The organism is Mesorhizobium sp. 2RAF21 (assembly GCF_052115345.1).
GTDB classification, from domain to species: domain Bacteria; phylum Pseudomonadota; class Alphaproteobacteria; order Rhizobiales; family Rhizobiaceae; genus Mesorhizobium; species Mesorhizobium terrae.
Window position 1 is genome coordinate 192,712 of the sequence record NZ_JBFRGM010000009.1, and the last position, 21,444, is coordinate 214,155.

A 21,444-nucleotide genomic window follows, 5' to 3' on the forward strand; every position below is an offset into this window, starting at 1 on the left:
AGATGACCGGCTCGGCCTCCGAGCTGGCACGTCGTCTCGGCGAACATGCCGAGGCGGTGTGCCGCGAATATCTCTCCAACGGGTATCGCTCCGGGAACCACTGGATTGTCGGTGATGTCCGAAACACGCGCGGCCGCTCCACGCATGTCCGGCTGAGGGCCAACGCCAAGGGGCCTTCTGGAAAATGGGTCGATGAGGCCTCGGGCGAACATGGTGACCTGCTCGACGTCATCCGCGAAAGCTGCGGCTTGGTCGAGTTCCGCGACATCGTCGACGAGGCCCGCCGGTTCCTTGCCCTGCCGCGCCCGCAACCGCTGGTCTCCGACCAGTCCCGCCAGCCGGCCGCAGCACGCGGCTCCCCTGACGCCGCGCGTCGCCTGTTCGCCATGTCCCAGTCGATCGCCGGCACGCTGGCCGAACGCTATCTTGCCGGCCGCGGCATCCTGCTTAGTCCGCGGGAGCGATCCTTGCGCTTCCATCCCGGCTGCTACTACCGAGACCTCGTGACCGGCGAGACGCTGACGCTGCCAGCTCTGATCGCCGCAGTCACCGGCCTCGAGGGGCGGATCACCGGCCTGCAGCGCACCTGGCTTGATCCTGCGGGCACGGGCAAGGCGCAGCTCGCCAATCCCCGCCGCTCGCTCGGGAATCTTCTCGGCAACGCCATCTGGCTCGGCCTTGCGCCCGGTACGCCCGTCCCGGTCATGGCCGCTGGCGAGGGTTTCGAGACGATGGCCTCGCTCCGCACGGTGATGCCGACTCTGCCGGTCGCCGCCGCCACCTCGGCGAATCACCTCTCGGTTCTCTCCTTCCCGCCCGGCTGCCGTCGCCTCTACATCGCGGCTGATGCAGATGCCGCCGGCCGGCATGGCATCGAGCGTCTCAGCCAGCGCGCAGGCGAGGCCGGAATCCTCGCTCTGGCGTTGCGGCCGCAGCTCGGCGACTTCAACGACGATCTGCGCCATCTCGGCCCCGGACATCTCGCGGCATGGCTCGGTGATCAGCTCGCCCCTGAGGATGCCCGTGTCTTCCTGCCGCCCGCATGACCAATGCGCGAGGCCGGCAGGCGGGCAGGGCGGCGTCACCGGCAATCCCGCAGGCATGGCGGGAGGCTCACCGGGGAGGCCGCGCCCGCGGCCTGCCTGAGAGGCGATCCCTGCCACCCCCCGGTCACGGCCGCAACGGCTGCGCCGTCCTCCGCTCGCGCTCCGGCCTTCGGTGCGGCCGCGCCCGGTGCGCGGCCGGGTTTCGCTGTCAGGCCGCGATGGGCGCGGCAACAACCGACGGAGACACGCCATGACCTACGAGCTTCCTTTCGACGACGCCTACGAGCCCTACCACGCCTCCTCGCCGACCGACCGCGTCATCCTCGAACTGCAGATGTACGGCCATCGCCCGCATCAGGACGAGCCCGATCCTCGCCCGCTCCCTGACGACGAGGTGATCCGTGCCGGCCTCGCCGGGATCGTCGAGACCTTTGCCGGCATGCTCGGCGACACCAGGCTCGAACCCGACCTCGACGACCTGCTCTGGAGCTTCGCCAACGTCTTCCATCGCGCCGCCGAGCGTGTCGCCCGCAGTCTCGACCGCAATGAGGAGGCACAGCGCTCGAGCCAGAACGAGCAGGACGGATCGGAGGTGAAATCTGTCGAACTGGAACGGCTCACCGCCGAAGGCATCACCTATATCGAGCGCCGCAACGTGCTCGAAATCATGCGCGACGAGGCCGCAGACCTCTACGAGGCGCAGACCGGCTCGGCATGGCGGCCGCGCACCGGCTCCAAGGTTTCCCATCAGGCAATGACGTCGGCGGTGATCGATAGCCGGGACTTCCTTGCCGCACGCCGCCGCGCCGAGACCGAGGTGCTGGTTCCCGCCGGCACCAAGATCGCTTTCGCCGGCGGCCTCGACTGCAACGAGCACGAGCGGATCTGGGATGCGCTCGACAAGGCCCGCGAGAAGCATCCCGACATGGTCCTGCTGCACGGCGGCAGCCCGCGCGGCGCCGAACGCATCGCCGCCTGCTGGGCCGAGAACCGCAAGGTCACGCAGATAGCCTTCAAACCGGACTGGAACCGGCACGCCAAGGCCGCCCCATTCCGCCGGAACGATCAGCTGCTGTCGGTCGTGCCCTACGGGCTGATCGTCTTCCCTGGATCCGGCATCACCGAAAACCTCGCCGACAAGGCTCGCCGCCTCGGTATTCCGGTCTGGCGGTTCACGGAGGCCGGCGCGTGAGCGCCGGTTTCCATCGCATCCGCGCACGATCGAACCCGACCGTCCGCGGTCGGTTCGTGCCGCGCTTCGCGCACCGGAAGCCGCCGCGCGAAGCGCGGCACGTATCCGCGTCCAGGGTTCGATTCGCGCGATCGACGCCGAGGGTGGCAGTGGGGCTTGGACGCGCCGGCCTGCGGCCGGCCGGGCTCTAGTCGCGGCGTGCCGCCGCTCCCCGAGCCGGCTTCGCCGTCTCGGCCTTCGGTAACGATCCCTCGCGCGCAGCCAGCCGTCCACGCCGCGCCTTCGGGGAGGGGGAGGGAGGCTGGGGGCAGGGCGGATGCCTTGAGAGAAGGGAAAGCGACCATGGCGATGATATTCCTGGGCGGCTCACGCGATATCTTCGAGCTGCCGGCCCCCGCGATCGAGCGGATCGGCACGATCGTCTCGGCCGAGCATGGCGTGCTGATCGGCGATGCGCCTGGAGCCGATGCCGAGATGCAGGGCCTGCTCGCGGGCTACAACTACGAGCATGTCGGCGTCTTCCATGCCCGGGCCGAGCCGCGCAACAATCTCGGTGACTGGGCTGCCTACCACATACCGCCGCCGGCCGGCACACAGGGCTTCGCCATCCATGCCGAGAAGGATCGCGAAATGGCCCGCCGCGCCGACTTCGGCCTGATGATCTGGGACGGCGCATCGCCCGGCACCTGCCTCAACGTGTTGCGCCTTGCCTTGCTCAGCCGCCCCTGCGTCATCTACGACACGATGCGGAGAAGGGTAGCGACCGTCCAAAGCACCACGGACTGGCGCTCCATGGTTCTCGGTGCCGGCCCTGATGTCTATCGGCAGGTCGAAGCGCGCATGACGGCGGACGAGCGGTTGGCACTTGCGGCCTGATCACCACGGGACGGCGCCAGCCGCCCGCCGTGACCGGCCGAAGGCCGACGCTGCGCTTATGTTGATCGCGACGGTCATTCTCGGACTCCTCTCGAAGCCGACCCCTTGCGAGGTCGGCCCTCGCGGCCCCGGGTAATCCTCAGTGACATCCTGCCTGTCTGTCGCGCGAGGGGCAGGGCGGTTGCAGATCGGATAGCACATCCCCGGGCTGCGCTTGGCCGGGTGAACCCGCCGGTGCGGGAACCGACCGCCACCTGGCGCGTCCGATCACGAAACCTTCCGCAATATGGAGGCCGGGTGCGACTGGGGAGCTGCGCGCTGGCCAGTCGGGTTCGGGAGGGCGATGGAAAGGCAAATCCGCAGGCCGGGCAAACGCATGTCCGCGGCCGCCGCGCCCGGCGCGGGGGATCTGCGATGGTGGCCGGAAGCATCGCCTTCGCTCACATCCGGACCATTCCCGTGGTTATGTCGCCTTTGTAGTGGACCGCCTGCTTTTGCGGTCAACCCCCGTTGGGGGTACGCTCGGCAAAAATTCAGGAAAATTCGATTTCGGTCTTTTGTTTGCGGGCCAGGCACTTTCCTTCCCGCAAGCGGGGCCCTTCGAAAGTGCGGCCCGCCGGCTTCGGAAAATAGAATTTTCCAGAATTTCTTGCCGAGTGACCGCAGCAGGACGGCCCTCTCCAGCGGCGCCATCGGGAATGGTCCCGATGCAACCGAAGGAGAAGTACCATGGCCACCACGATCGCAAACCTCACCGCCAAGGCCGACGGCTCGATGGAAGGCGTGTTCGCCACGCTGCGGGTCAACGCCCCGATCACCCTGATCCCGAACACCAACAAGACGCGCGAGGATGCTCCCGACTACCGCATCGTCAACAAGCGGACGGGCTTCGAGATCGGAGCCGGGTGGCACCGCATCTCCCAGCGTTCGGGCGAGGAATACCTCTCGGTCAAGCTCGAAGCCCCCGAGATCGGCGTGATCTTCGGCAACCTGGCTCCCGCCCCCGGCGGCGACGAGAACAAGAAGGTGATCCTGTGGAACAACCCGCAGTGAACCGCAGCGAGCCGGCCCCTCCAAGGGGCCGGCTCTCCTTTTTCGCCCCAACTCCACCGGGAGGCTTCCATGAGCCGCTACACCATCACCGTCACCAGCAGCGACAGCCGCTCCGACCCGGACGCCGTCATCGGCTACGATCCGCCGCTGCGCACCTTCTTCCTGCAGGCATTCCCGGATGACACGGGCGACGATCTCGTCCTGTGGCTCGGCACTGCTGACCGCGAATACGAAACGCTCGACGCCCTGCGCGCGGCGGCGCTGGCCAAGGTTTTCGATTTCATGCCGCTCCCCGACGATCTTCGCGCCCAGCTCGTAAGCGATCACGCGCAGGCGTCCGGCCGGCCGGCCCATCACGGCCCGCTCGCCGCGTTGCTGCGGCATCTCCAGTCCGAATAGCCACTCGCCCAAAGGCCCGCGCCGGATGGATTTCCGGAGCGGGCCTTCTTTGTTCCTGTCCGACCGCCCCACCAACTTCACTCGATGCCGGATGCATCGAGATCGCCACAGCGTCGCTCCGCCTGCTCCAGTGCGGAGCTGTTCGACCGTGCAGAAGCTTAGTATTCGGGCGAGCCGGCCTGCGGCCGACCGCGCTCTATTCGCGACGCTGGCGCGCCGCTCACGGAGCCCGCAGACGCGGTCTCCGCCTTCGGCAACGATCGCATCTCGCAGGGCATCGTGGACCGGATCGACCGGCCCCCGATGCCACGAGGGGCAACCCCTCGCGCACCCCGCCGGCTGGTCGCCGGATATGGTCGCGTCCCCTGGGGGACGCGGGTCTATCTCTCTGACGTCCCAGCGTACTGGCCGCTCCCATCGCCTCAAGGACTGCGCGGCCCCTCCAATTTTCAGCCATCGCCCTGAAGGAGGGCGCTGTCAGAAAATCGGGTCCTCCGCTTGCCGCCTCCGGCGGTCGCTTCGCGATCCTTGACCCGATGCTCGACTTGCCCGTCGGCGGGCCTCCGTCAGCAAGATGAAGGAGACCATGACATGGCACACAACACTCTCATGCTTATCGCGCAGCTCTCGGGCCTGCGTATCCTCGTCCTCGCCAACCGCCTCGGCTGCGACACCGAATTGGCGCGCAACGTGCACGACACACTCGCTGCAAAGCTCGCCGAAATGATCGGTGCGCAGCGAAAGATCCTCGCCGCAGACCGGGCGCTCGCCGCAGCACGCGGCACCGCAGAGAAGGAGGATGCGTTCTACGACCAGCACCACTACCAGACCGCCTGGTACGAGACGTGGCTGATCGAGCAGGTGCCGCTCCTCGACAACTATCTGGTCGACGATCTCAGCCGGGAATATTTCGACTTCCGCACCGGAGAGTGGCATCACCGGGACGGAGAGGTGCCGATCGTGGTGCCGGTTCCGGCCGAAAAGCTCTGCGGTCTCGCCAAGATCATTACCGAGATTGAGGACATCTCCGGCGTCAGCGTCACCGTCGATCAGGTCTACTACAGCGAAGCCGAGGCCGAGGCGGCATGGTGGGAAAGCACCGGCGAGGACCCGGAGACGTTTTTTGCAATGGAAGAAGCCGGCCCGAACTGAAGGCCGGCGATCGAGGCGGAGCGAACCGCCTCGATCTTTCTTGCGACGTCTCGCAAGGGCGACGGCGCTCCAGGTCGATCAGACCTTCTCGGGCTGCTGGGCAGGCGACGGTTGCGGCTTCTGCGCCGCGCCTGCACTCGATATCGCATGCATCTCATCGACGAGTTTGACCAAAGTGCTCACGGTGCTGTGCGGCAAGGTCCAGATGAGCTTCGCAAGCGCGATCTGATCGGCTGCCTCTTCCGGTGTCTTGCCGAACAGGTGAGGCGCTGCTGCATAGACAAGTTCCATAGGATGGAAGCCTAGCACCTCGCTCAGATGCACCAACCGGGTCACATGGAGCTTGGATATCGCCTTCTCATACCGGCCGAACACCTGCGTCGACAGCCCAAGATACCGCGCGACCTCTTCCCGTGTCAGACCGGTGTCGTCGCGCACTTTCCGCAAAAAGACCGAAATCCGCTCATCCATCTCGCCGAGCTTGTCGATCCCATTGAATCCCGGACGCCGAAAGATTGGTTTGTCGATTTCCGGGTCCACGGTTTCAACCAGACCCATTGACTCTTCGTACGCCCCTTCAAATTTAGCCACGGTTCGATGCCCTGTTTCTACCGAGTTTGGGTTGCAAAAAGGCATAGCTGTTGACAGTCACATAAGACTGCGTCTCCATGTGTCTGAATGAAGTCCCGACATGCACCGGCGCTGGCGAACGACCGTCCCAGCAGCGCAATTCGCTGAATGTCATGCACAACATCGTATTGAGATCATTGCGGTTTTTAGAGACTTGAGGCGGCTGGCAGTTCAGCCGCATCCGAACCCACGCAACGGTCCTCTTCCCTTTTGTCCCGAAGCCCATTCTTTCCCCGCCGAAACCATAGCACTTTCGCTAGCGCGGCAACAGCAGGATTCTTGCCCGCACGTACCCACAATGGATGCGTTCAATAGCCGTTGTCCCGCAAGTATTGGTCGATCGCGGCTTTCATGATCACGGTCATCTTCAGATCATTGTCGAAGGACGCCTTTTGGAGGCGTACTTTTGTCTCGTAGTCGAGCGGCACGTTGACGAAATGCTTCGACTCGCGGGAGTGCGCGCGTTTCAGGTCGCGCAGTCTGGTCCGCGCCTTTTCCTGATCGAGCGCACGCTGAACGGACGTTTCCTTCCGCTCCTGGGTGCTCGGCTTCGGTAGCGCGGATCGATTTTTCCTCGTTTCGATATCCGCCACTGCCGGCGCTGCATCCGCCGCTTTCGCAGGGTCCGAGGAGATAATGTTCCCGGCCTCGGCTAGTGCCGGTTGGCGTGCTTTTCGTGGTGCGATGGGGATATCGGCCACGGATAATGTCGGTCGGCTTGTCATCCTGAAGTCCCCTGTTCTCGCCCAAGAAGTCCCTCGATTTCGTCCAGTAGCGCCGATACCTCGATCCGTCCCTTCTTCACCGGTTCGGTGAGATCGAGCATCTGCAGAGTTCCGTAGCCGTTGCGAATCTCGCGATAGCAATTCCGCTCCGTCAGTTCGGTCTGCAGGAGCGTTGACGGATAGCCGGCCTCTCGCAACGCGGCGACGAAGGGACGGATGAAGCGGTACGCCTCCAGGCTTCTCGCTGTCAGCGCGATTCGTGTGACGACTACACCATGCGGGATCGCACGGCCCTGATCCTCGGCAATGTCGGCCGTGTTCTCGGCGGCCTGGCCCACCGAACGGATTTCATCCTGGTTGGCCTGAACTGGAGATATGACGACATCGGAGTTGCCGATGATGGTGTTGGCTATGACGCTGTCGACGCCGGGTGAATCCATGATGATGACGTCGTGCTCGGCCTTCGAGAGCGCCTGCTCGACACCCCTCTGCGTCGACGCGGCCACGAGATCGATGTTGGCAGGGACGTTGTCCTTGTCCTGCGAAAGCTTCCACCATTCCGACAAGTTTTGCCGATTGTCGGCGTCGATCATCAGGACGCGCTTGCCGCGGAGCGCATACTCGCCTGCAAGCAAGATCGCCACCGTTGTCTTGCCGGCTCCACCCTTGCTGCTGACGACCGAAAGCCGCTGCACCATCATGTCTCTCCCGGGCCTGTCGAAAGCCCATTCGACCGCGCGACGGGCCCTCTTGCCACCTAGGAACACACGCTATGATCACATCCTATGATACTTATTCCACAGCACATGTCCACACGATGTGGAAAGAACACATTTCTAAGTCGTGTGGAATCTTCGTGGCCCTGCCTTGCGGTCTCGGGTTTGGGTTGGGGGTCGAGGATTGCGCGTTACCTTTTTCTTCGACGGCTACCTTGTTGGCAGGATACGGAAAAATGTGGTACATTTTCCTGGCGATCGAGGGACAGGCCCTCGATCCGCCGCCTTCGGCGGCTTAAGGAAGGCCGGAAAGGGATGGGTGCGGAGAGTTTCGAGGTGCGGCGGGCGGCGTCCAAAAAGGACAAAGTCGTTCGGATGCGACTGTCGGCAGATGAGCTGGCGGCGATTGAGAAAGCCGCTTCGGCCGCCGAAATGACGATGTCCGCCTTTTTGCGATCGCTGCTTCTCGAGGGCGCGGGAATCCAGCCATTGCTGGCCGAGCAAGACCGGACGGTGATGGGTTTTCTTGCTGACGAGATGCGGGCGGTGGGCACGAACCTGAACCAGATGGCCCGAGCGCTGAATAGTGGTGGCTCCATCCGGCCAGCCGATCTTGATGCGAACATCGGTGAAGTTCAGGTCGTCGTGGCCGCGGTTCTCAGTGAACTGCGCACCCTGGCCAAGCGCGCGGGCCACCGACGGCGAGGGGAGGGCTAGGCGATGGAGTTCTTCTTCGGCGCCTTCACCGAGGAATGGGAGCGGCGCAAGGCGGCGCTGCTGCATGACATGACGCTCGACCGCCGCGGTGGTGGCGAGGATGAAGACGAGTACTGGAGACGCATGGGAGGCGCCGGCGGCGGCCTCTCTATACCTGTCTCCGAAAAGAGTCGTGTGGGCGCTCGGGGACCTAGAACGAGCAGCTCGACGGGGAGGGGATCGCGACCGATGCGGGCGCGCTTTACCGGCATCGCCAGGGGAAGCCAGTCCGCGGTCGTCAAGATGGCATCTTACGGCGGCGGGATACGCCTCGGAGCGATGCTGAACTATGTATCGCGCGCCGGCGAGGTCGAGGTCGAGGACGATCGCGGCGAGCGTATCCAGAGCAGGGAAAGGTTGTCATCGCTGCGTGGCGAGTGGGAGCACCTGTTTCAGAACCGGGAAGAAAGCCGTGACATCGGCGTGTTCTCGGTAACGATCGAGGCTGTTGCGGATCAGCCGGACGACGAGCTGCAGGCCCTGGTGAGGGAGACGCTGTCGCGGGGCTTTGGCGAACGACGGTTCGCTTACGGCATTGCCAGGTCCGACGATGGTTCGCTTTCAGTCAACGGCGTCGTTGTCTTGCGCAGCGCAGATGGCGAGCGGCTCACGGGTGATGCCAAGGCGACCGAGATCGTCCAGGAGCGTTATGACACGAGGTCATCGCTCGAGGATCCATCGGCTGTCTTTTCGTTCGCCGGCTACGGCAACGGCGTCGACTACGGCACGTCGAAGCTACGGCGATTGGTGGAAGTGTTCGACGGCAACATTCACGACGAGCGCGGCGTGGCAATCGAGAACGACGCGGCTGCCGGCGACCTCGTCCAGAAGGACTGGCGGCACGAATTGCACAGCCGCAAGAGCCGCGACGTCATGCATCTGATCATGTCGGCCCGCGCCGGGACCGATGTCGATGCATTCAAGGAAGCGGCGCGCGATTTCCTGGGCGATCAGTTTGCCGGTCATCGCTATGTGTTCGCGCTGCATGATCCGACGCAAGATCCAAAGGAAGAAGCCGAGGGCGGTAAACGTCCGCATGTCCATGTCCATGCGATCATCACGATGAAGTCGGAATTCGGAGAGCGGATCGAGACGAGCCCGCAGGTCTTTCGTGCCTGGCGCTCGCTTATGGCCGAGAAGGCGCGCGAGCACGGAATCAATATGGAAATGACGGACCGGCGGGAACTCGCGACGGCACCGGCGTTCGGGCGCAATCAGGTGCGTCCAGTCAGCCGGCAGGGTCGCACCGAGCATGTCGGCACCAGCGACGCGGCTCACTCGCGATATCAAGCGAAAAGATCGGAGCTTCCCACTACAGCGCGTGCTCGGCGAAGCGTGGACTATGCCGTAAAGGCACGGCAGGTTTGGCAACAGCTTGCCGTTGCGGGCGATGACCATGAGGTCAAAGGATTCGCGGCACAGCAGGAGAGTCGGCTAGAAACCGCCTTTTCTCGCGAACAGTCGCTCACGGGCTCACGAGCGGCCGACTCAACTTTTGGCTCGAAATACAGAGCCAATATGGTATGGTTGGAAGCGATCGTTTCGGAGGCCGAGAGCGTGCGTGAGATGTCCCGACCGGAATTTGAAGCCTATGAGAAGCGCGTCGAGACAGCGCTGTTCAAATTCGAGCGTCTTCTGACCCCCGAAGAACGTACCGAATACGAAGAGGTGGCGACGGCCGCGCGCGACCATGTCAATGTCCGCCGCGAAATTCTCGAGTTGAACGAGGAGAGGAGTGACCCGGAGCATGATGCCGGGGACAACGGGGGAATGTTTGGGATCAGTGGTAGCGAGGTTGTTCGCGACGGCGCCGACGGTGCAACTCGAGCAGGGATGGAGCGAATTGAGAGCGACGAGGTCGATGCACTCTGGGAAGCCGCCGTTATCAAGCACGGCGAAAAGGTCGTCGAGCGCGCCAACAACCTTCTCATCGAGGTCGACGCTGCTCGGGAACGGATCGATCGAGCCCAGGCAGAGGGGCGAAACTCCGACTCGCCGGAGTTGGATTACGCCTCCGCGCTCAATGAGGCCGCCGGGCTTGCTCTGGCCGGCAACAGCTATATGCGCGAGGTCGCGGAGACTGACGAAGATCTTCGCCGCGCCGTTGAAGCCGCGGAGCGCAGTTCGGACGCCAGGGCTGATCCGGACGAGCAGCAAGTCTCCTGGGGACCGGACGGTGAGCAGCGCCGCACCGAGCATAGAGAAAGAAGTGCAAAGGCTGGCCCGCAATCGGGCGAAACAAGCCGCAGCGACCCGGCCCAGCAGCACGTCCCCCCTCTGGAAGAGCTGGAGCGGAAGGCCCGTGAGGACAGGGAACAGGATCGTGATCGCGACGACTTCGAACGCTAGGACACACCATGAAGAACAAGACGCCTTGGTACATATACCCGCCCGATGAGCCCAAGAAGCATCACGGGGACGACGCTCTCGGCGCGCTTGTCGGAGCCTTGCTGATGATGATCGTACTTTTCGTGGCCCTCGATCATGCGCTTTATAAGGTTGTGAGTGTGATGTCCGCTTGGTGGGACTCTCTTGGGCTCTGGCTGGGAAGTTGATCCTACTGTTGCCAGACAGTTTTGAGTCGATGGCCTGGAGGTTGTACCGTTATCGAGGATGGAGACACCCGCAGGTTTTTCTCCGGCCCGGTGATCGAACGAAATGAGCTTGCTTCGTCCTGATCGCTGTCACCCTTAATGTGTTCTCTCAAACGCGGTCGCGCACTGGGGTTTGCAGCCCGGCACAAAAGCGGCCGAATAGCGAAGACAGAGCGTACGCGGCAAACTGAGCGATCCCACGTTTTCGAGCTTGCCGCGGGCAAGCTGATCAAGGACATTTAATTCGATCAGGATCGAGCGGGACGGCGATGCCACACCGTGGGCTTGGGATACGGAGGAAAGGCATGCTGAGGATAAGCCGCAAAAAACTTCACGAACTGGTCTGGTCCAAGCCAATGACAGAGATTGCGAGGATTTATGGAATTCGCGACCAGCATATTGCACAGGCTTGCGACGCACACGATGTCGCACGTCCTCGCACCGGCCATTGGCAACGGGTTGAACATGGCAAGCGCGTTGAGACCGTATCCCTCAGCAATGCCGCATATCCTGCGGAAGAGATAGTTATCATCGATCGGGCGGGCGGAAAATCGAGTCACGCAGCCTGACAATCCGGGGCACGTCACTGACCAAGTCGTAAGGCGAAGTCACAATCAGGTCGGCGGAGAGACAGATGAATGCCATCGGAGGACACCGAGTGCCGATCCAAGATCTACAGACCTATCTCGCCAAGAAGGGTTTGCCCGAAACCATCGAAATGCTGCACGCCGCGGCGCCGCGGTCGTTCGGTACGAACGAGAGTGAATCGCTCGACAAAATGAAGCTGATCCTGCGCATCCTGGACATGCCGGCAGATACCGCTGGAACGTTGATCAGATTTATCGAGGAATTGTCGCCGGATGACCGACAGCAGAGGACCTGAGAGGCGATTTCTGGCTTCGCAGCCCCATTGCAACGTGGGCAGGCGGTGACGATCGGGTTCACGGCAGTTTTCGTTTCATATGTTTTTCGCGCAAATGGTAGAAGTCATGCGACATGATTTGCGAGACGAGGCCGTGAAGCGCGTAGAGTTTGAGGTTTCGGAAGCGACGGCTGCACAGCTCGAGGAGCTGGCTGCACGATGCGCGGAGATCGACAAGGAACGCGACGGCGCCGATTGCTCGGCCGGCAACGCTTCTTCGAGGCAAGGCCATCGGCGACACAGCGAGGAGTTCCGCGCCTTCCGTTGCCGAACAGATTGATCTCACCCGATCGATCTCATAATTGATCTTCTGGCCATCGACGAGGGTCGAAAGGCGCGCGCTCGACAGCGGAGATATGGACGAAAACGTCCTGACCGCCATTGTCGGGCTGGATGAATCCAAAACCCTTGGTGCTGTTGAACCACTTGACGGTTCCAGTCGCCATATGCGTATTCCTTCTTAGCAATTGGAGCGTGGTCCGGCGATAAGCCGACCGGTTCACATCGAGAATCTGTCGGCGCAGCAAAAGCGAAAAATCGCAAGGTCCGGATTGATCGGCCGAATTATCAGCCCCATTCACATGGGCGTCCCCAACCGCATCTGCAAAATGCGTGCAGAAAACCTTCCTTCGCTTGACGTGTGATGGCGCTGAATGTGAGGTCATGCGCGGTCGAAGCTGCGTCCGAAACCTGCTACGAGCCGTGCGGACTCTGCTTTGGAAGCACGTTTACATTGTCAATCAACCGCGTCTCGCCGAGCCAGGCTGCCACTAACAGGCGAGCCGGACGGTTGAACTCTCGCATCGGGCTCAGATCCTCTCCCGCACGTAACTCGAGATACTCGACGCGCGTATAACCCGCGGCCACGATCATCAACCGCGCATCGACGAGCGTTTCGGCAACCGACGCCCCACCGGTTATCAGCTCAGCGGCGCCAAACAGAATCGAGGCTAGCTTGGGTGCGATCTGCCGTTCGGCCGATGAAAGACGGACATTGCGCGACGAAAGGGCCAGCCCGTCGGCCTCGCGCACCGTCTGGCAGGGGACGATGCGAATCGGAATGTCGAGGTCCCGCGCCATGCACCGCACGACGTGAAGCTGCTGGAAATCCTTCTCGCCGAAGAATGCGAAATCGGCGCCGGTCTGCAGGAACAGCTTGGCCACCACTGTGGCTACGCCGTCGAAATGGCCGGGTCGGAACGCGCCGCACAGCCCTTCGCCGACCCCGGTCACCGAGACAGCGGTGGCAAAACCCTTCGGGTACATCTCGCTGGCGTCGGGAGCATAGAGCAGGTGCGCGCCGAGTGGAGCGAGCTTTGCTGCATCCGCCTCCTCGGTGCGCGGGTAGGCGGCAAGGTCGGCCGCGCTGTTGAACTGCTTCGGATTGACGAACAGCGTGACGATAACGCGGTCCGCCTTCTCCAGCGCGGCGCGCACGAGGCTGAGATGCCCTTCGTGCAACGCGCCCATCGTTGGCACGACCGCGACACGTGCGCCTTGGCTCCACCACTCAGCGACCGTCGCGCGTAGCTCCGCAGGGGTCCTGACGATCGGTACGCTCATTCCGCGTCTCCGCTGTTGCTCCCGCCTTCCCGGGCGACCCTTGGCGCATCACCGAAGACATGCTCGGCAGCCGGAAAGCGCCGCTCGCGCACCTCTATCGCATAGGCGGCGATCGCGGCCTCCGCCTGTTCCCCGAGTTCGGCATAGCGCTTGACGAATTTCGGCCGAAACGACGTGAACAGCCCGAGCATGTCGTCGATCACGAGAACCTGGCCATCGCAGGCATGCGACGCGCCGATGCCTATGGTGGGAATGGCGATCTCGATCGTGATGCGTCGCGCAAGCGGCTCGGGAACCTTTTCTAGCACGACCGCGAAGGCGCCCGCTTCGGCGACGGCAACGGCGTCGCGCGCGATTCGCTCGGCATCACCGCCTCGTCCCTGCACACGATAGCCGCCGAACGTGTTCACCGCCTGCGGGGTGAGACCGATATGCGCCATGACCGGGACGCCGCGGGCAACAAGGAAGTGGATGGTTGCCGCCATGCTCTCGCCGCCCTCCAGCTTGACGGCCGCGCAACCGGTCTCGGTCAATAGCCGCGCTGCGTTGCGGAAGGCCTGCTCCGGCCCCTCCTCGTACGAACCGAACGGCATGTCGACGACCATTAGCGCGCGTTCCAAGCCGCGGCGCACGGCCTTTCCGTGCATGATCAGCATGTCGAGGCTGACGCCGAGCGTCGAAGGCAGGCCGTGCAGCACCATGCCGACGCTGTCTCCGACCAGAACGATGTCGCAATGCCTGTCGACCAGTTTCGCCATCGGCGTCGTATAGGCGGTCAGGCACACCAGCGGCTGGCCACCTTTGCGGGCGACGACATCCGGCGGGGTCACGGCTTTCAATTCGCCAGTCGCACTCAATGGCGCCTCCTTCCCACGCGTCATCAATCCGTGGCGCCGCGTTTGGCACAGTTTTGTGCAAATGCGAAGAGCCAAATGGCCGCATCGCTGCCCAGCGTTGACGAGTTGACGAGCGCAGTCCACGGTCGCCTGCACTGCCTCGAAGCGGGACCGAGCCGTTTCGGGGAAACATGCAAGACCAGACGACAGGATCCAGGAAGGGACGAGCCGCCGGCAAGGGCCACGAAGCGAATGTGGACCTGATCGCGGTCGTCGCCGCGATCGCCAAGGGCGAACCCCGCGTACTCACCATCCGGCTGGCCAATGCCCTGCCCTCTGGTCCGTTCGAGCTCGGCCGCCGCCCCCTGCAGTCGGGGCTGAGGGCATGGGTGGAGCACCAGACCGGTCACCGGCTGGGCTACATCGAGCAACTCTACACCTTCGCCGACCGCGACCGGATCGGCGATGAGCGCCAGCAGCGCGTCAACTCGATCAGCCATCTGGCCCTCACCCGCGAGGACCAGGCTGCGAATTGGCCCAAACGCAGTTGGCGCAGCTGGTACGACTATTTCCCGTGAGAGGACCGCCGCGCCGGCGTTCCGGCTATAGTCGCGGACGTCCTGCAGCCACGTCTGGTCGGCTGGGTGGAAGGTGCCGACGATGCCCAGATGCGGCACGAACGGCGGCAGCGGGCCGCAATCGCCATCGGATTCGGCGACCGCGCCTGGAATGAGGAGTTCACGCTGCAGCGCTACGAACTCCTTTTACGAAGCCGCTCTCGTGGAAGAGGCGACCCGCGCAAACGGTGCAAGCCTCTCCCCGGCATTGCGCGGCTGCGCTCGATACCGATGTCATCGTGCTCGCCGGCGTGCATTTCAGGGCCGAGACGGGCAAGCTTCTCAATCCGGCCAAGACCGTGCTCATTCCGGACCTCGGCGCCGGTTGCTCGCTGGCCGACTCGATCACCGCCGCGAACGTTCGGCTGATTCGGCAGCGCTATCCGGGCGTGCCAGCCGTGACCTACGTCAACACTTCAGCCGCGTCGAGGCCAACGCAGTCATAATGGGCATAGAGGCTCTTGGCGTATCCGGCCTCGCTGACAAGGTTCACTCAAGAGCCAGTCCGATCTCAAGCGGATCGGGTACTGTTGCATCGAAAATTTCGAGGTAGCTTTTTCGTCGTTGTGGTTGTGCTGAACCAGTATCCTCGAGTTTCTCAGCCACAATCTTTCTCAACTTTTCTGCAGTCGGTTTCAGACGCTCCTCGGCATGCCTCGCCCGCTCTCCGATCGATAGCGCATCGCCCCTGTCACCGTTGCTCTGAGAGCTCGAACCTTTTCTCAGCAATCCCGTCGGGCTTCGCAGCTGGATCGTTGGTTTGGCGCTCTGGACCTGATCGTTCGGCCGAGTTCGTGGTATTGTCTTTTGCGGCACCGCTTCGATCCCGACCCGTCGTTGGGAAGCGGAAATGTCTTTCGGTGGGTGTGCAGTTTGATCGTCGCCTACGGCCGCGGAGACGAACTGCCCATTCGTGGACGCTATCTGCCCTGCGTAGGCTTCCGTCGTTGCAGGGACAGGCCGTTCTGGTAGATATTCGATCGATGGAACCTCGGGGATGTTCGCGTAGGAATAAGCAACGGCAGCTTTGAAGGGCTCGGTTTCGTAATATAGCAGCTTGTCTCCAACGATCGGCTTTTGGCCCTGGATGATCAGTATCATCTTGTCGGCCGGCATCTGGCGGATCTCCTGAGGCATCATCAGATCTCGCTCGCGGATCTGCTCAACCTTAGTCCGCCTCGGCAGCCCGAACAGCTCGATCGTCCGCGATTCCGACTTGTAGCGAGCCGTTCGTTTTCCCAAAGCGCGGGAAGCGTAGTCGGCCGTGGCCTGGTCGTTGGCGCCGAGCACCAATTGGTAACCGCAGTTGCCGAGCAGCGAATGGCGCGCCGTCTCGCCATAGATCTCGTCCAGGTTTTTCAGATCCTGGATGATGAACGCCATCTTGATGTTGTACTCGGCGACGTAGGGCATCTTGTCGGTGATGTCCGACATTTTCTTCAGCTGCCGGAATTCATCGAGCAGGAAATACACTGGCAACGACTTCGATCGGCGTTCACGCATCAGGATATCGAGGGTCTGTTGGATGAACAACGTCAGCAGGGGCTTCAGCAGGACGACGTCGGTAATGTTCGGGGCCAGATAGATCGAGATCGGTCGCCGCCGGATTGCCCGCAAGTCCATGTCGGTGACCGTCGTGGCGGCTATGACCCGGTCATTTTTGAAAGGCCGCAACGCCTTCTGAATATCGAGCAGCGCAGAGGCTGCCGCTCTCTCGGACAGTGCCAGGTAGGCATTGAAGCTCTCGACCGTAAACTTGGAAAGGGATAGCTCCCGTTCCTTGATGAGGGCCATCTGCGCCTGAAGGTTGATGCCGCTGTTGAAGAAGGAATTGACCTCACCAAAGTTGCGCCGGCCTTCGTAGTGGTGGCTTTCCAGAATGTAGCTGATCACGCCGGCGATGACCTGTTGTGCGGTACCCTGCCACACCGAATTCTCGGACTCCGTATTCTCCGGAACGAGGATGCTCGCCATATTCTGGATATCGGTCGTGCGGTTTCCCCGCTCGGTGCGGATGAAGTCCAGCGGGTTGTAGCGGTGCGTCCGATCAGAGCCGGGAGCAAACAGGAAGACCTGGCTTCCGGCCTGCCTGCGATAGCCCGCCGTTGCCTTGAAGATTTCGCCCTTGAGATCGGTGACGATCATCGAACCCTGATGAGCGATGGCATTCGGATTGACATACCCGACGCCCTTGCCCGAGCGAGTGGGGCCTATCACCAGGTGATGCAGATCGTCATTCGCGCGAAGGATTTTCCGACCCATGCGGCCGAAAATGTGGCCATGCCTGCCGAACCAGTTTCGGCGTCGCATCATCGCGATAGTCTGGAACGACGCGTCGCCCAGAGGACTTTCGGGCATACGCAAGCCAACCACCGCCACGGCTGCCGCCAGCGCCACGGCCGGGGCGACTGCGACCAGGGCGACGATCTGCAGGTCGCGGCTGTTCGCATAGAGCCACAGTTGCTGGGCAGGCGCGAACGGATTCGTGGTGATGGTCAGCTCAAGAATCCGAGCGTCGCCATGGATCAAATAAAGGCCGGCACCGTAAAATAGTGTCCAGGCGGCCAGGGCTATGACGACGCAAAACAGCAGATAGAAGGCCTGCAGGTCCCTGCTCATTCCTCCTGCCTCGCGAAATAGATTTCCGATACGCCGCGTTTGCCGCCATCGCGGCGCAGCTGAATGACGATCGGGATCACCATGCGGATGTAGGACATGAGGTCGTCCTTTGAGTAGCCGACCGACATGCCGGCCTGCTGCATCATCATCGCCAACTGTTCGTAGGCGCCGAGCGGCGTGTCGGCGTGCACCGTCGACATCGAACCGGGGTGACCGGTGTTGATCGCGCGCAGGAACGAGAAAGCTTCCGCGCCGCGGATCTCACCGACGAAGATGCGATCCGGCCGCATGCGGAGCGAGGCTTCCAGCAATTGCTGGATCGTCACGTTGGCGGTTCCCTGATCACCCCTGCAGGCGAGCAGATGGACGCAGTTCGCGTGTGGCGGAAATAGCTCGCGGGTGTCCTCCAGCGTCAGGATGCGTTCGTTATCGTCGATGCTGTTGAGGCAGGCGTTGAGAAACGTAGTCTTTCCCGACGACGTGCCGCCGCTGATCAGGATCGAGACGCGCTGACGGATGGCCGTGTCGATGAAATCGTAGATGGCGTTCGAGCGCAGGAATTTGATAAGGCGCTGATCGGTCTCGTTGAGACCGCCGACGGCGACGGCGACTTTCTCGAGCGCGCCGCTGTCGCGGTAGTGCTCAAGCGTAAAGTTGCTGACGACCTGCTTGCGGATCGAGATCGCGCCGCCATCCGGGGCCGCCGGCGGCAAGATGACCTGGATGCGCTCGCCGCTCGGAAGCGCGGCGCTGAGGATTGGATTGGCGCGGCTGATGAACTGGCTGGTGACGCCGGCCACTCGCTCGCCAATGTTCTGGATCTCGTCGGCGGTCAGACCTTCGATGCGGTGATGCTCCATGAAGTCGGCGCCAAGGCGCTCGACATAGACCTCGCCCGGCCGATTGATGGCGATCTCGATGACTGCGGGGTCATCGAGAAACGCTTTCAGCGGGTCGAGGGCGCGGTAGAGGAAATAGTGCGGACTGTTGACCGCGCGGCCTATGTCACTGGTAGCCACGTTCACGACGAATTTCCTTGAGGGCTTCGGTGACGGGATCATCGTAGAGCGCGGAGAAGTCGAGGTCCTGCCGGACATAGACAAAGATGCGCTCGCCCTGACTGACGCTGATGGTCGGGGGAATGCGCAAGTTTTCCGAAAGGGCCTGGTTAGCCATGTCGGAGAACGTCTGGGCGATGGTCTCGCGGGCCAATGCTTCGGCATCCGCGGCGTCGTCATTGTCGTTGCCGAAAGCCTGGCCGCTGCCAAAACCGGTCAGATAGCTCGCCCCTGCCCCGACGATCGATAGCAGGATCGCCGAGCCGAAACGCTCGCGATACTTGTTGTCGACGCGGCCTGTCAGGCCGGACCTGCCAAGGCTGTCGGCACCGATCGAATTCAGCCTGACCGTGACACCGTCATCGCGGATCAACCGAGACCACATGACGATAATGCGTTTCTGGCCGCGGGTGATTTCGGACTGGTACTCGCCGATCAGGCGGGTGCCGGTCGGTATCAGGATGCGTCGCCCGTCGAACGAATGAACATCCTGTGAGACGATCGCCCGGACCTGTCCGGGAAGGTCGCTGACGATCGCTGTCTCCAGAATGCCGGGGATCATCGTCCCCTCGGGGATAAACGCGTCGATGCGTTTGATTTGACGCGCAGTCGCCGATCGGTCGGCCAGGCTCGAGGCGGCCGCGAGATACTTGCTGTTACGATCCTCACCCGCGACCGTCAGTCCGTCTCCGGTTTCACCTGAGAGCGCACCGCCCTCGCCATCCTTGGCGGAATCAAGGACGATCTGCTTCGACTTGTATCGCTCCGGGAATTCGTCGACCGGAGGCTCCTCAGCCGCCGGAGCAACTGGATCGGTGACGACAACGGACGGCGGCGGCGGAACATCGAACTGCGTTGTATCGCTTTCGGGCTCGGGTTCCGCGGGCGGCGGCTCGGGCAGCTTGATGATCGGGGTCTCCGGTTCGGGCGGAGGCTCTTCTCCCTCGCGCACGAAGGAAGGCGGCCGGAAGGTGGTCGTGGTGAACTCCTCGTCGCCTTCCAGCATGTCGCGTGGCCGATCCTGGCCTGCGGTCAGAACAAAATAAGCGGCGACAGCGCCGGTAAGCAGCAGGAAGGCTCCGCCCAGCAGCTGGTTGCGGCGGACGCTTCTGTCGCGAACGGCGGCTTCGTCGCCGGACAGCATGGCATCGAGTTCGGGAGCACGTCTCATTTGTTGCCGCTCCTCCAGCGCTTCCTGGCGACGGGATCTTCCGCCGGGCCAAGAATGTCGGGATCAGGCGCGCCAAAATCCGGCTGGCGCAGATTGAAAATGCAGGTCCACTCATTGCCGTCGCGCAGCGTGTACTGCGTCGCCACGCCGTCGATGACGAAGTAGTCGCCCTCCTTGCGGAAGTTTCGCAGGGTTTCGGAGAAGTCGGCATTGACCGCGAAGATTGCCGGCACACGGCCGGAAAACTTCATGAACGTTTTCTTGCCGTCGTCGAAAATCATCGACGGCTTGAGCGCTGGTGCGCCCGAGAACGAGTAGTCGATGTTGACGTTGGCCTTGTCGATCCCGGCAATGTTGGGGTTCGCGGCGCGGAACTCCGCTTCCTTACGAAGCTCGGCATTGAGGTTCTTCTCCGGATAGAGAAAGCGGATGCCGAACACTTTCTTTCCGGCCTCGGGCGCGAAGTCGTGCAGTTCCAAGTAGTAGATGCGCTTGGTCGTCACGATGTTCATATTGGTGACGACGTTCTTGGCGACCGGCTTTACGAAGAGGATGTTGCCCTTTTCCGATGGGACGACCTGCCAGCTGTCGGTGTCGCCGAGGGAAAGCGTTTCGAACTTTTCCTCCTCGTCGAAGATGATCATCGTCGAAATGCCATAGGTGGCGAAGACCCTCACGACATTGTTGGGCTGGTAGGTGACGGTGGTGACACGCGCATCAAGCTGACCCGGCGCCGGCGTCTGCGCCGCCAAGGTGGCGGAGACGAGAGCGGCGCTGATCGCCGCGCATGCGAAAAACCGCTTCATACTATCGGTCCTCCGGCGTGACGGTCTCTTGATCACGCCGGTAGTTGTAGACCTGGAAGCCAAGCGGGTTCTCGAAGCGCCATTCGTTGGTGGCGGGCGTGTCCGTGTAGCGGAAGCGGACCACGGAGATATAATCGCGCACAATCGTGTCGGTGTCCGACTTCTCCGTGACGGCGAACCGGACGATCGACGTGCTGGTGTTCGGAAAAGTCACCGATTTGATGTTGACCGTGAACTTCCTCAGCCGGCCGTAGCGACGCGCCGGGTTCTGCGGGTTGGCACTGCTGTAAAGCTCCTGCAGTTCGCGCGCGGCCTCAGCCGTCGACAGGAGTGCCGCGATCCCGAAATTCTGTTCGATTGCGTATGGGTCGTAGCCTTCGCGGGCACGGATATAGCGGACGATGTTGGCCTGGGTGACCGCCCGCTGTTCGGTCAAGTTTGCAGGCCGGGTAAGACCAGTCTTCACCTCGATATAGCCGGTGTTGCGATCGACTTCGACGATGTAAGGCTCAAAGCTCTTCAGCGGGACCAGCATGACGAGCGCTATCAGGCTGAGCAGCGTGATTGCGCCGAAAATTGTGGTGACGAACCAGGCAAGCGCACGCGAACGCTTCGCCTTGCGCACGATCTCGTGCTCCCAGCGCTCGCCGTCCTGAAAGTAGGTCCGAAGGGAGTCTTGCTTGGTTTCAGCCATTCACTACGTCGCTTCGCAT

22 protein-coding genes and 2 pseudogenes are annotated in these 21,444 nt (G+C 62.5%); 13 read left to right on the forward strand and 11 right to left on the reverse strand.

The genetic code is table 11. From position 1 onward, the window contains the following. Window positions 1-2: 2 nt before the first annotated feature. The 6 genes from AB4136_RS16530 to AB4136_RS16555 all read left to right on the forward strand — a co-directional run bounded on the left by AB4136_RS16530 (window position 3) and on the right by AB4136_RS16555 (window position 5,718). Window positions 3-1,046 (forward strand): DUF7146 domain-containing protein, encoded by a 1,044-nt coding sequence (locus AB4136_RS16530; protein WP_441931415.1) that lies wholly within the window; start codon window positions 3-5, stop codon window positions 1,044-1,046. A gap of 250 nt (window positions 1,047-1,296) precedes the next feature. Continuing rightward, entirely contained in the window at window positions 1,297-2,238 is a 942-nt protein-coding gene (locus tag AB4136_RS16535; protein ID WP_441931416.1) for a DUF2493 domain-containing protein, read from the forward strand. A 342-nt stretch (window positions 2,239-2,580) separates the two neighbouring features. After that, window positions 2,581-3,114: a hypothetical protein gene (locus AB4136_RS16540; protein WP_441931417.1), complete on the forward strand. Its 534-nt coding sequence runs from the start codon at window positions 2,581-2,583 to the stop codon at window positions 3,112-3,114. Window positions 3,115-3,843: 729 nt separating this feature from the next. Further along, window positions 3,844-4,167, forward strand: coding sequence for a DUF736 domain-containing protein (locus tag AB4136_RS16545; RefSeq protein ID WP_396650974.1), 324 nt, complete (start codon window positions 3,844-3,846; stop codon window positions 4,165-4,167). Between the two features lie 69 nt (window positions 4,168-4,236). Further along, a complete protein-coding gene (locus AB4136_RS16550) occupies window positions 4,237-4,566 on the forward strand; it encodes a hypothetical protein (RefSeq protein ID WP_441931418.1) in 330 nt (109 codons plus the stop codon). A 591-nt stretch (window positions 4,567-5,157) separates the two neighbouring features. Continuing rightward, entirely contained in the window at window positions 5,158-5,718 is a 561-nt protein-coding gene (locus AB4136_RS16555; protein WP_441931419.1) for a hypothetical protein, read from the forward strand. 78 nt (window positions 5,719-5,796) lie between these two features. Here AB4136_RS16555 and AB4136_RS16560 read toward each other — a convergent pair whose 3' ends face one another. The 3 genes from AB4136_RS16560 to AB4136_RS16570 form a co-directional block, all read right to left on the reverse strand. Next, complete coding sequence (locus tag AB4136_RS16560) at window positions 5,797-6,276, reverse strand: helix-turn-helix domain-containing protein (protein ID WP_441931420.1); 480 nt, start codon at window positions 6,274-6,276, stop codon at window positions 5,797-5,799. Window positions 6,277-6,656: 380 nt separating this feature from the next. Then, entirely contained in the window at window positions 6,657-7,049 is a 393-nt protein-coding gene (locus AB4136_RS16565; RefSeq protein ID WP_441931421.1) for a hypothetical protein, read from the reverse strand. A gap of 20 nt (window positions 7,050-7,069) precedes the next feature. Next, complete coding sequence (locus AB4136_RS16570) at window positions 7,070-7,771, reverse strand: ParA family protein (RefSeq protein ID WP_441931527.1); 702 nt, start codon at window positions 7,769-7,771, stop codon at window positions 7,070-7,072. Between the two features lie 333 nt (window positions 7,772-8,104). Here AB4136_RS16570 and AB4136_RS16575 point away from each other — a divergent pair, with 333 nt between their 5' ends. The 5 genes from AB4136_RS16575 to AB4136_RS16595 all read left to right on the forward strand — a co-directional run bounded on the left by AB4136_RS16575 (window position 8,105) and on the right by AB4136_RS16595 (window position 12,022). After that, entirely contained in the window at window positions 8,105-8,506 is a 402-nt protein-coding gene (locus AB4136_RS16575; protein WP_441931422.1) for a MobC family plasmid mobilization relaxosome protein, read from the forward strand. Window positions 8,507-8,509: 3 nt separating this feature from the next. Then, window positions 8,510-10,894 (forward strand): relaxase/mobilization nuclease domain-containing protein, encoded by a 2,385-nt coding sequence (locus AB4136_RS16580; protein ID WP_441931423.1) that lies wholly within the window; start codon window positions 8,510-8,512, stop codon window positions 10,892-10,894. Window positions 10,895-10,902: 8 nt separating this feature from the next. Continuing rightward, window positions 10,903-11,100, forward strand: coding sequence for a hypothetical protein (locus AB4136_RS16585; RefSeq protein WP_441931424.1), 198 nt, complete (start codon window positions 10,903-10,905; stop codon window positions 11,098-11,100). Window positions 11,101-11,444: 344 nt separating this feature from the next. Further along, entirely contained in the window at window positions 11,445-11,708 is a 264-nt protein-coding gene (locus tag AB4136_RS16590; protein ID WP_441931425.1) for a hypothetical protein, read from the forward strand. Window positions 11,709-11,773: 65 nt separating this feature from the next. Then, on the forward strand, window positions 11,774-12,022 hold the full coding sequence (locus AB4136_RS16595) for a hypothetical protein (protein ID WP_441931426.1): 249 nt from the start codon (window positions 11,774-11,776) through the stop codon (window positions 12,020-12,022). 292 nt (window positions 12,023-12,314) lie between these two features. Here AB4136_RS16595 and AB4136_RS16600 read toward each other — a convergent pair. The 3 genes and pseudogenes from AB4136_RS16600 to panB all read right to left on the reverse strand — a co-directional run. Beyond that, window positions 12,315-12,507, reverse strand: a pseudogene (locus tag AB4136_RS16600) (cold-shock protein); the annotation flags it as partial. Window positions 12,508-12,754: 247 nt separating this feature from the next. Next, window positions 12,755-13,624, reverse strand: a complete 870-nt coding sequence (gene panC / locus AB4136_RS16605; protein WP_441931427.1) for a pantoate--beta-alanine ligase — start codon at window positions 13,622-13,624, stop codon at window positions 12,755-12,757. Beyond that, a complete protein-coding gene (panB, locus tag AB4136_RS16610; protein WP_441931428.1) occupies window positions 13,621-14,481 on the reverse strand; it encodes a 3-methyl-2-oxobutanoate hydroxymethyltransferase in 861 nt (286 codons plus the stop codon). The genes panC and panB overlap by 4 nt, the downstream gene beginning before the upstream one ends. Before the next feature lie 170 nt (window positions 14,482-14,651). Between panB and AB4136_RS16615 the strand changes: the two genes are divergently transcribed. Beyond that, complete coding sequence (locus AB4136_RS16615; protein WP_441931429.1) at window positions 14,652-15,038, forward strand: hypothetical protein; 387 nt, start codon at window positions 14,652-14,654, stop codon at window positions 15,036-15,038. A 251-nt stretch (window positions 15,039-15,289) separates the two neighbouring features. After that, a pseudogene (nadA, locus tag AB4136_RS16620) lies at window positions 15,290-15,502 on the forward strand (quinolinate synthase NadA); the annotation flags it as partial. Window positions 15,503-15,566: 64 nt separating this feature from the next. Here the strand turns inward: nadA and AB4136_RS16625 are convergent. Genes AB4136_RS16625 through AB4136_RS16645 form a run of 5 tightly spaced genes read right to left on the reverse strand, consistent with a single transcriptional unit; the run spans window position 15,567 to window position 21,425 of the window. Next, window positions 15,567-17,696, reverse strand: coding sequence for a type IV secretory system conjugative DNA transfer family protein (locus AB4136_RS16625; RefSeq protein WP_441931430.1), 2,130 nt, complete (start codon window positions 17,694-17,696; stop codon window positions 15,567-15,569). Further along, window positions 17,693-18,721 carry a P-type DNA transfer ATPase VirB11 gene (virB11, locus tag AB4136_RS16630; protein WP_441931431.1) on the reverse strand — a complete coding sequence of 343 codons (1,029 nt, stop codon included), beginning with the start codon at window positions 18,719-18,721 and terminating at the stop codon, window positions 17,693-17,695. Before virB11 ends, AB4136_RS16625 begins: the two co-directional genes overlap by 4 nt. Next, window positions 18,702-19,925 carry a type IV secretion system protein VirB10 gene (gene virB10 / locus AB4136_RS16635; protein ID WP_441931432.1) on the reverse strand — a complete coding sequence of 408 codons (1,224 nt, stop codon included), beginning with the start codon at window positions 19,923-19,925 and terminating at the stop codon, window positions 18,702-18,704. Before virB10 ends, virB11 begins: the two co-directional genes overlap by 20 nt. Next, window positions 19,922-20,731: a TrbG/VirB9 family P-type conjugative transfer protein gene (locus AB4136_RS16640; RefSeq protein WP_441931433.1), complete on the reverse strand. Its 810-nt coding sequence runs from the start codon at window positions 20,729-20,731 to the stop codon at window positions 19,922-19,924. Before AB4136_RS16640 ends, virB10 begins: the two co-directional genes overlap by 4 nt. A 1-nt stretch (window position 20,732) precedes the next feature. Beyond that, on the reverse strand, window positions 20,733-21,425 hold the full coding sequence (locus AB4136_RS16645; RefSeq protein WP_441931434.1) for a virB8 family protein: 693 nt from the start codon (window positions 21,423-21,425) through the stop codon (window positions 20,733-20,735). Between the last annotated feature and the right edge of the window lie 19 nt (window positions 21,426-21,444).

Excerpts from the sequence above, each read along its gene's own strand:
- AB4136_RS16575 (WP_441931422.1), top strand. The coding sequence starts at position 8,105 with ATGGGTGCGGAGAGTTTCGAGGTGCGGCGGGCGGCGTCCAAAAAGGAC.
- AB4136_RS16560 (WP_441931420.1), bottom strand. The coding sequence starts at position 6,276 with ATGGGTCTGGTTGAAACCGTGGACCCGGAAATCGACAAACCAATCTTT.
- AB4136_RS16625 (WP_441931430.1), bottom strand. The coding sequence starts at position 17,696 with ATGAGCAGGGACCTGCAGGCCTTCTATCTGCTGTTTTGCGTCGTCATA.
- AB4136_RS16545 (WP_396650974.1), top strand. The coding sequence starts at position 3,844 with ATGGCCACCACGATCGCAAACCTCACCGCCAAGGCCGACGGCTCGATG.
- AB4136_RS16570 (WP_441931527.1), bottom strand. The coding sequence starts at position 7,771 with ATGGTGCAGCGGCTTTCGGTCGTCAGCAGCAAGGGTGGAGCCGGCAAG.
- AB4136_RS16595 (WP_441931426.1), top strand. The coding sequence starts at position 11,774 with ATGAATGCCATCGGAGGACACCGAGTGCCGATCCAAGATCTACAGACC.
- AB4136_RS16530 (WP_441931415.1), top strand. The coding sequence starts at position 3 with ATGACCGGCTCGGCCTCCGAGCTGGCACGTCGTCTCGGCGAACATGCC.
- panC (WP_441931427.1), bottom strand. The coding sequence starts at position 13,624 with ATGAGCGTACCGATCGTCAGGACCCCTGCGGAGCTACGCGCGACGGTC.
- AB4136_RS16555 (WP_441931419.1), top strand. The coding sequence starts at position 5,158 with ATGGCACACAACACTCTCATGCTTATCGCGCAGCTCTCGGGCCTGCGT.
- AB4136_RS16580 (WP_441931423.1), top strand. The coding sequence starts at position 8,510 with ATGGAGTTCTTCTTCGGCGCCTTCACCGAGGAATGGGAGCGGCGCAAG.
- AB4136_RS16540 (WP_441931417.1), top strand. The coding sequence starts at position 2,581 with ATGGCGATGATATTCCTGGGCGGCTCACGCGATATCTTCGAGCTGCCG.
- virB10 (WP_441931432.1), bottom strand. The coding sequence starts at position 19,925 with ATGAGACGTGCTCCCGAACTCGATGCCATGCTGTCCGGCGACGAAGCC.
- AB4136_RS16645 (WP_441931434.1), bottom strand. The coding sequence starts at position 21,425 with ATGGCTGAAACCAAGCAAGACTCCCTTCGGACCTACTTTCAGGACGGC.
- AB4136_RS16590 (WP_441931425.1), top strand. The coding sequence starts at position 11,445 with ATGCTGAGGATAAGCCGCAAAAAACTTCACGAACTGGTCTGGTCCAAG.
- AB4136_RS16615 (WP_441931429.1), top strand. The coding sequence starts at position 14,652 with ATGCAAGACCAGACGACAGGATCCAGGAAGGGACGAGCCGCCGGCAAG.
- AB4136_RS16585 (WP_441931424.1), top strand. The coding sequence starts at position 10,903 with ATGAAGAACAAGACGCCTTGGTACATATACCCGCCCGATGAGCCCAAG.
- AB4136_RS16640 (WP_441931433.1), bottom strand. The coding sequence starts at position 20,731 with ATGAAGCGGTTTTTCGCATGCGCGGCGATCAGCGCCGCTCTCGTCTCC.
- AB4136_RS16550 (WP_441931418.1), top strand. The coding sequence starts at position 4,237 with ATGAGCCGCTACACCATCACCGTCACCAGCAGCGACAGCCGCTCCGAC.
- AB4136_RS16535 (WP_441931416.1), top strand. The coding sequence starts at position 1,297 with ATGACCTACGAGCTTCCTTTCGACGACGCCTACGAGCCCTACCACGCC.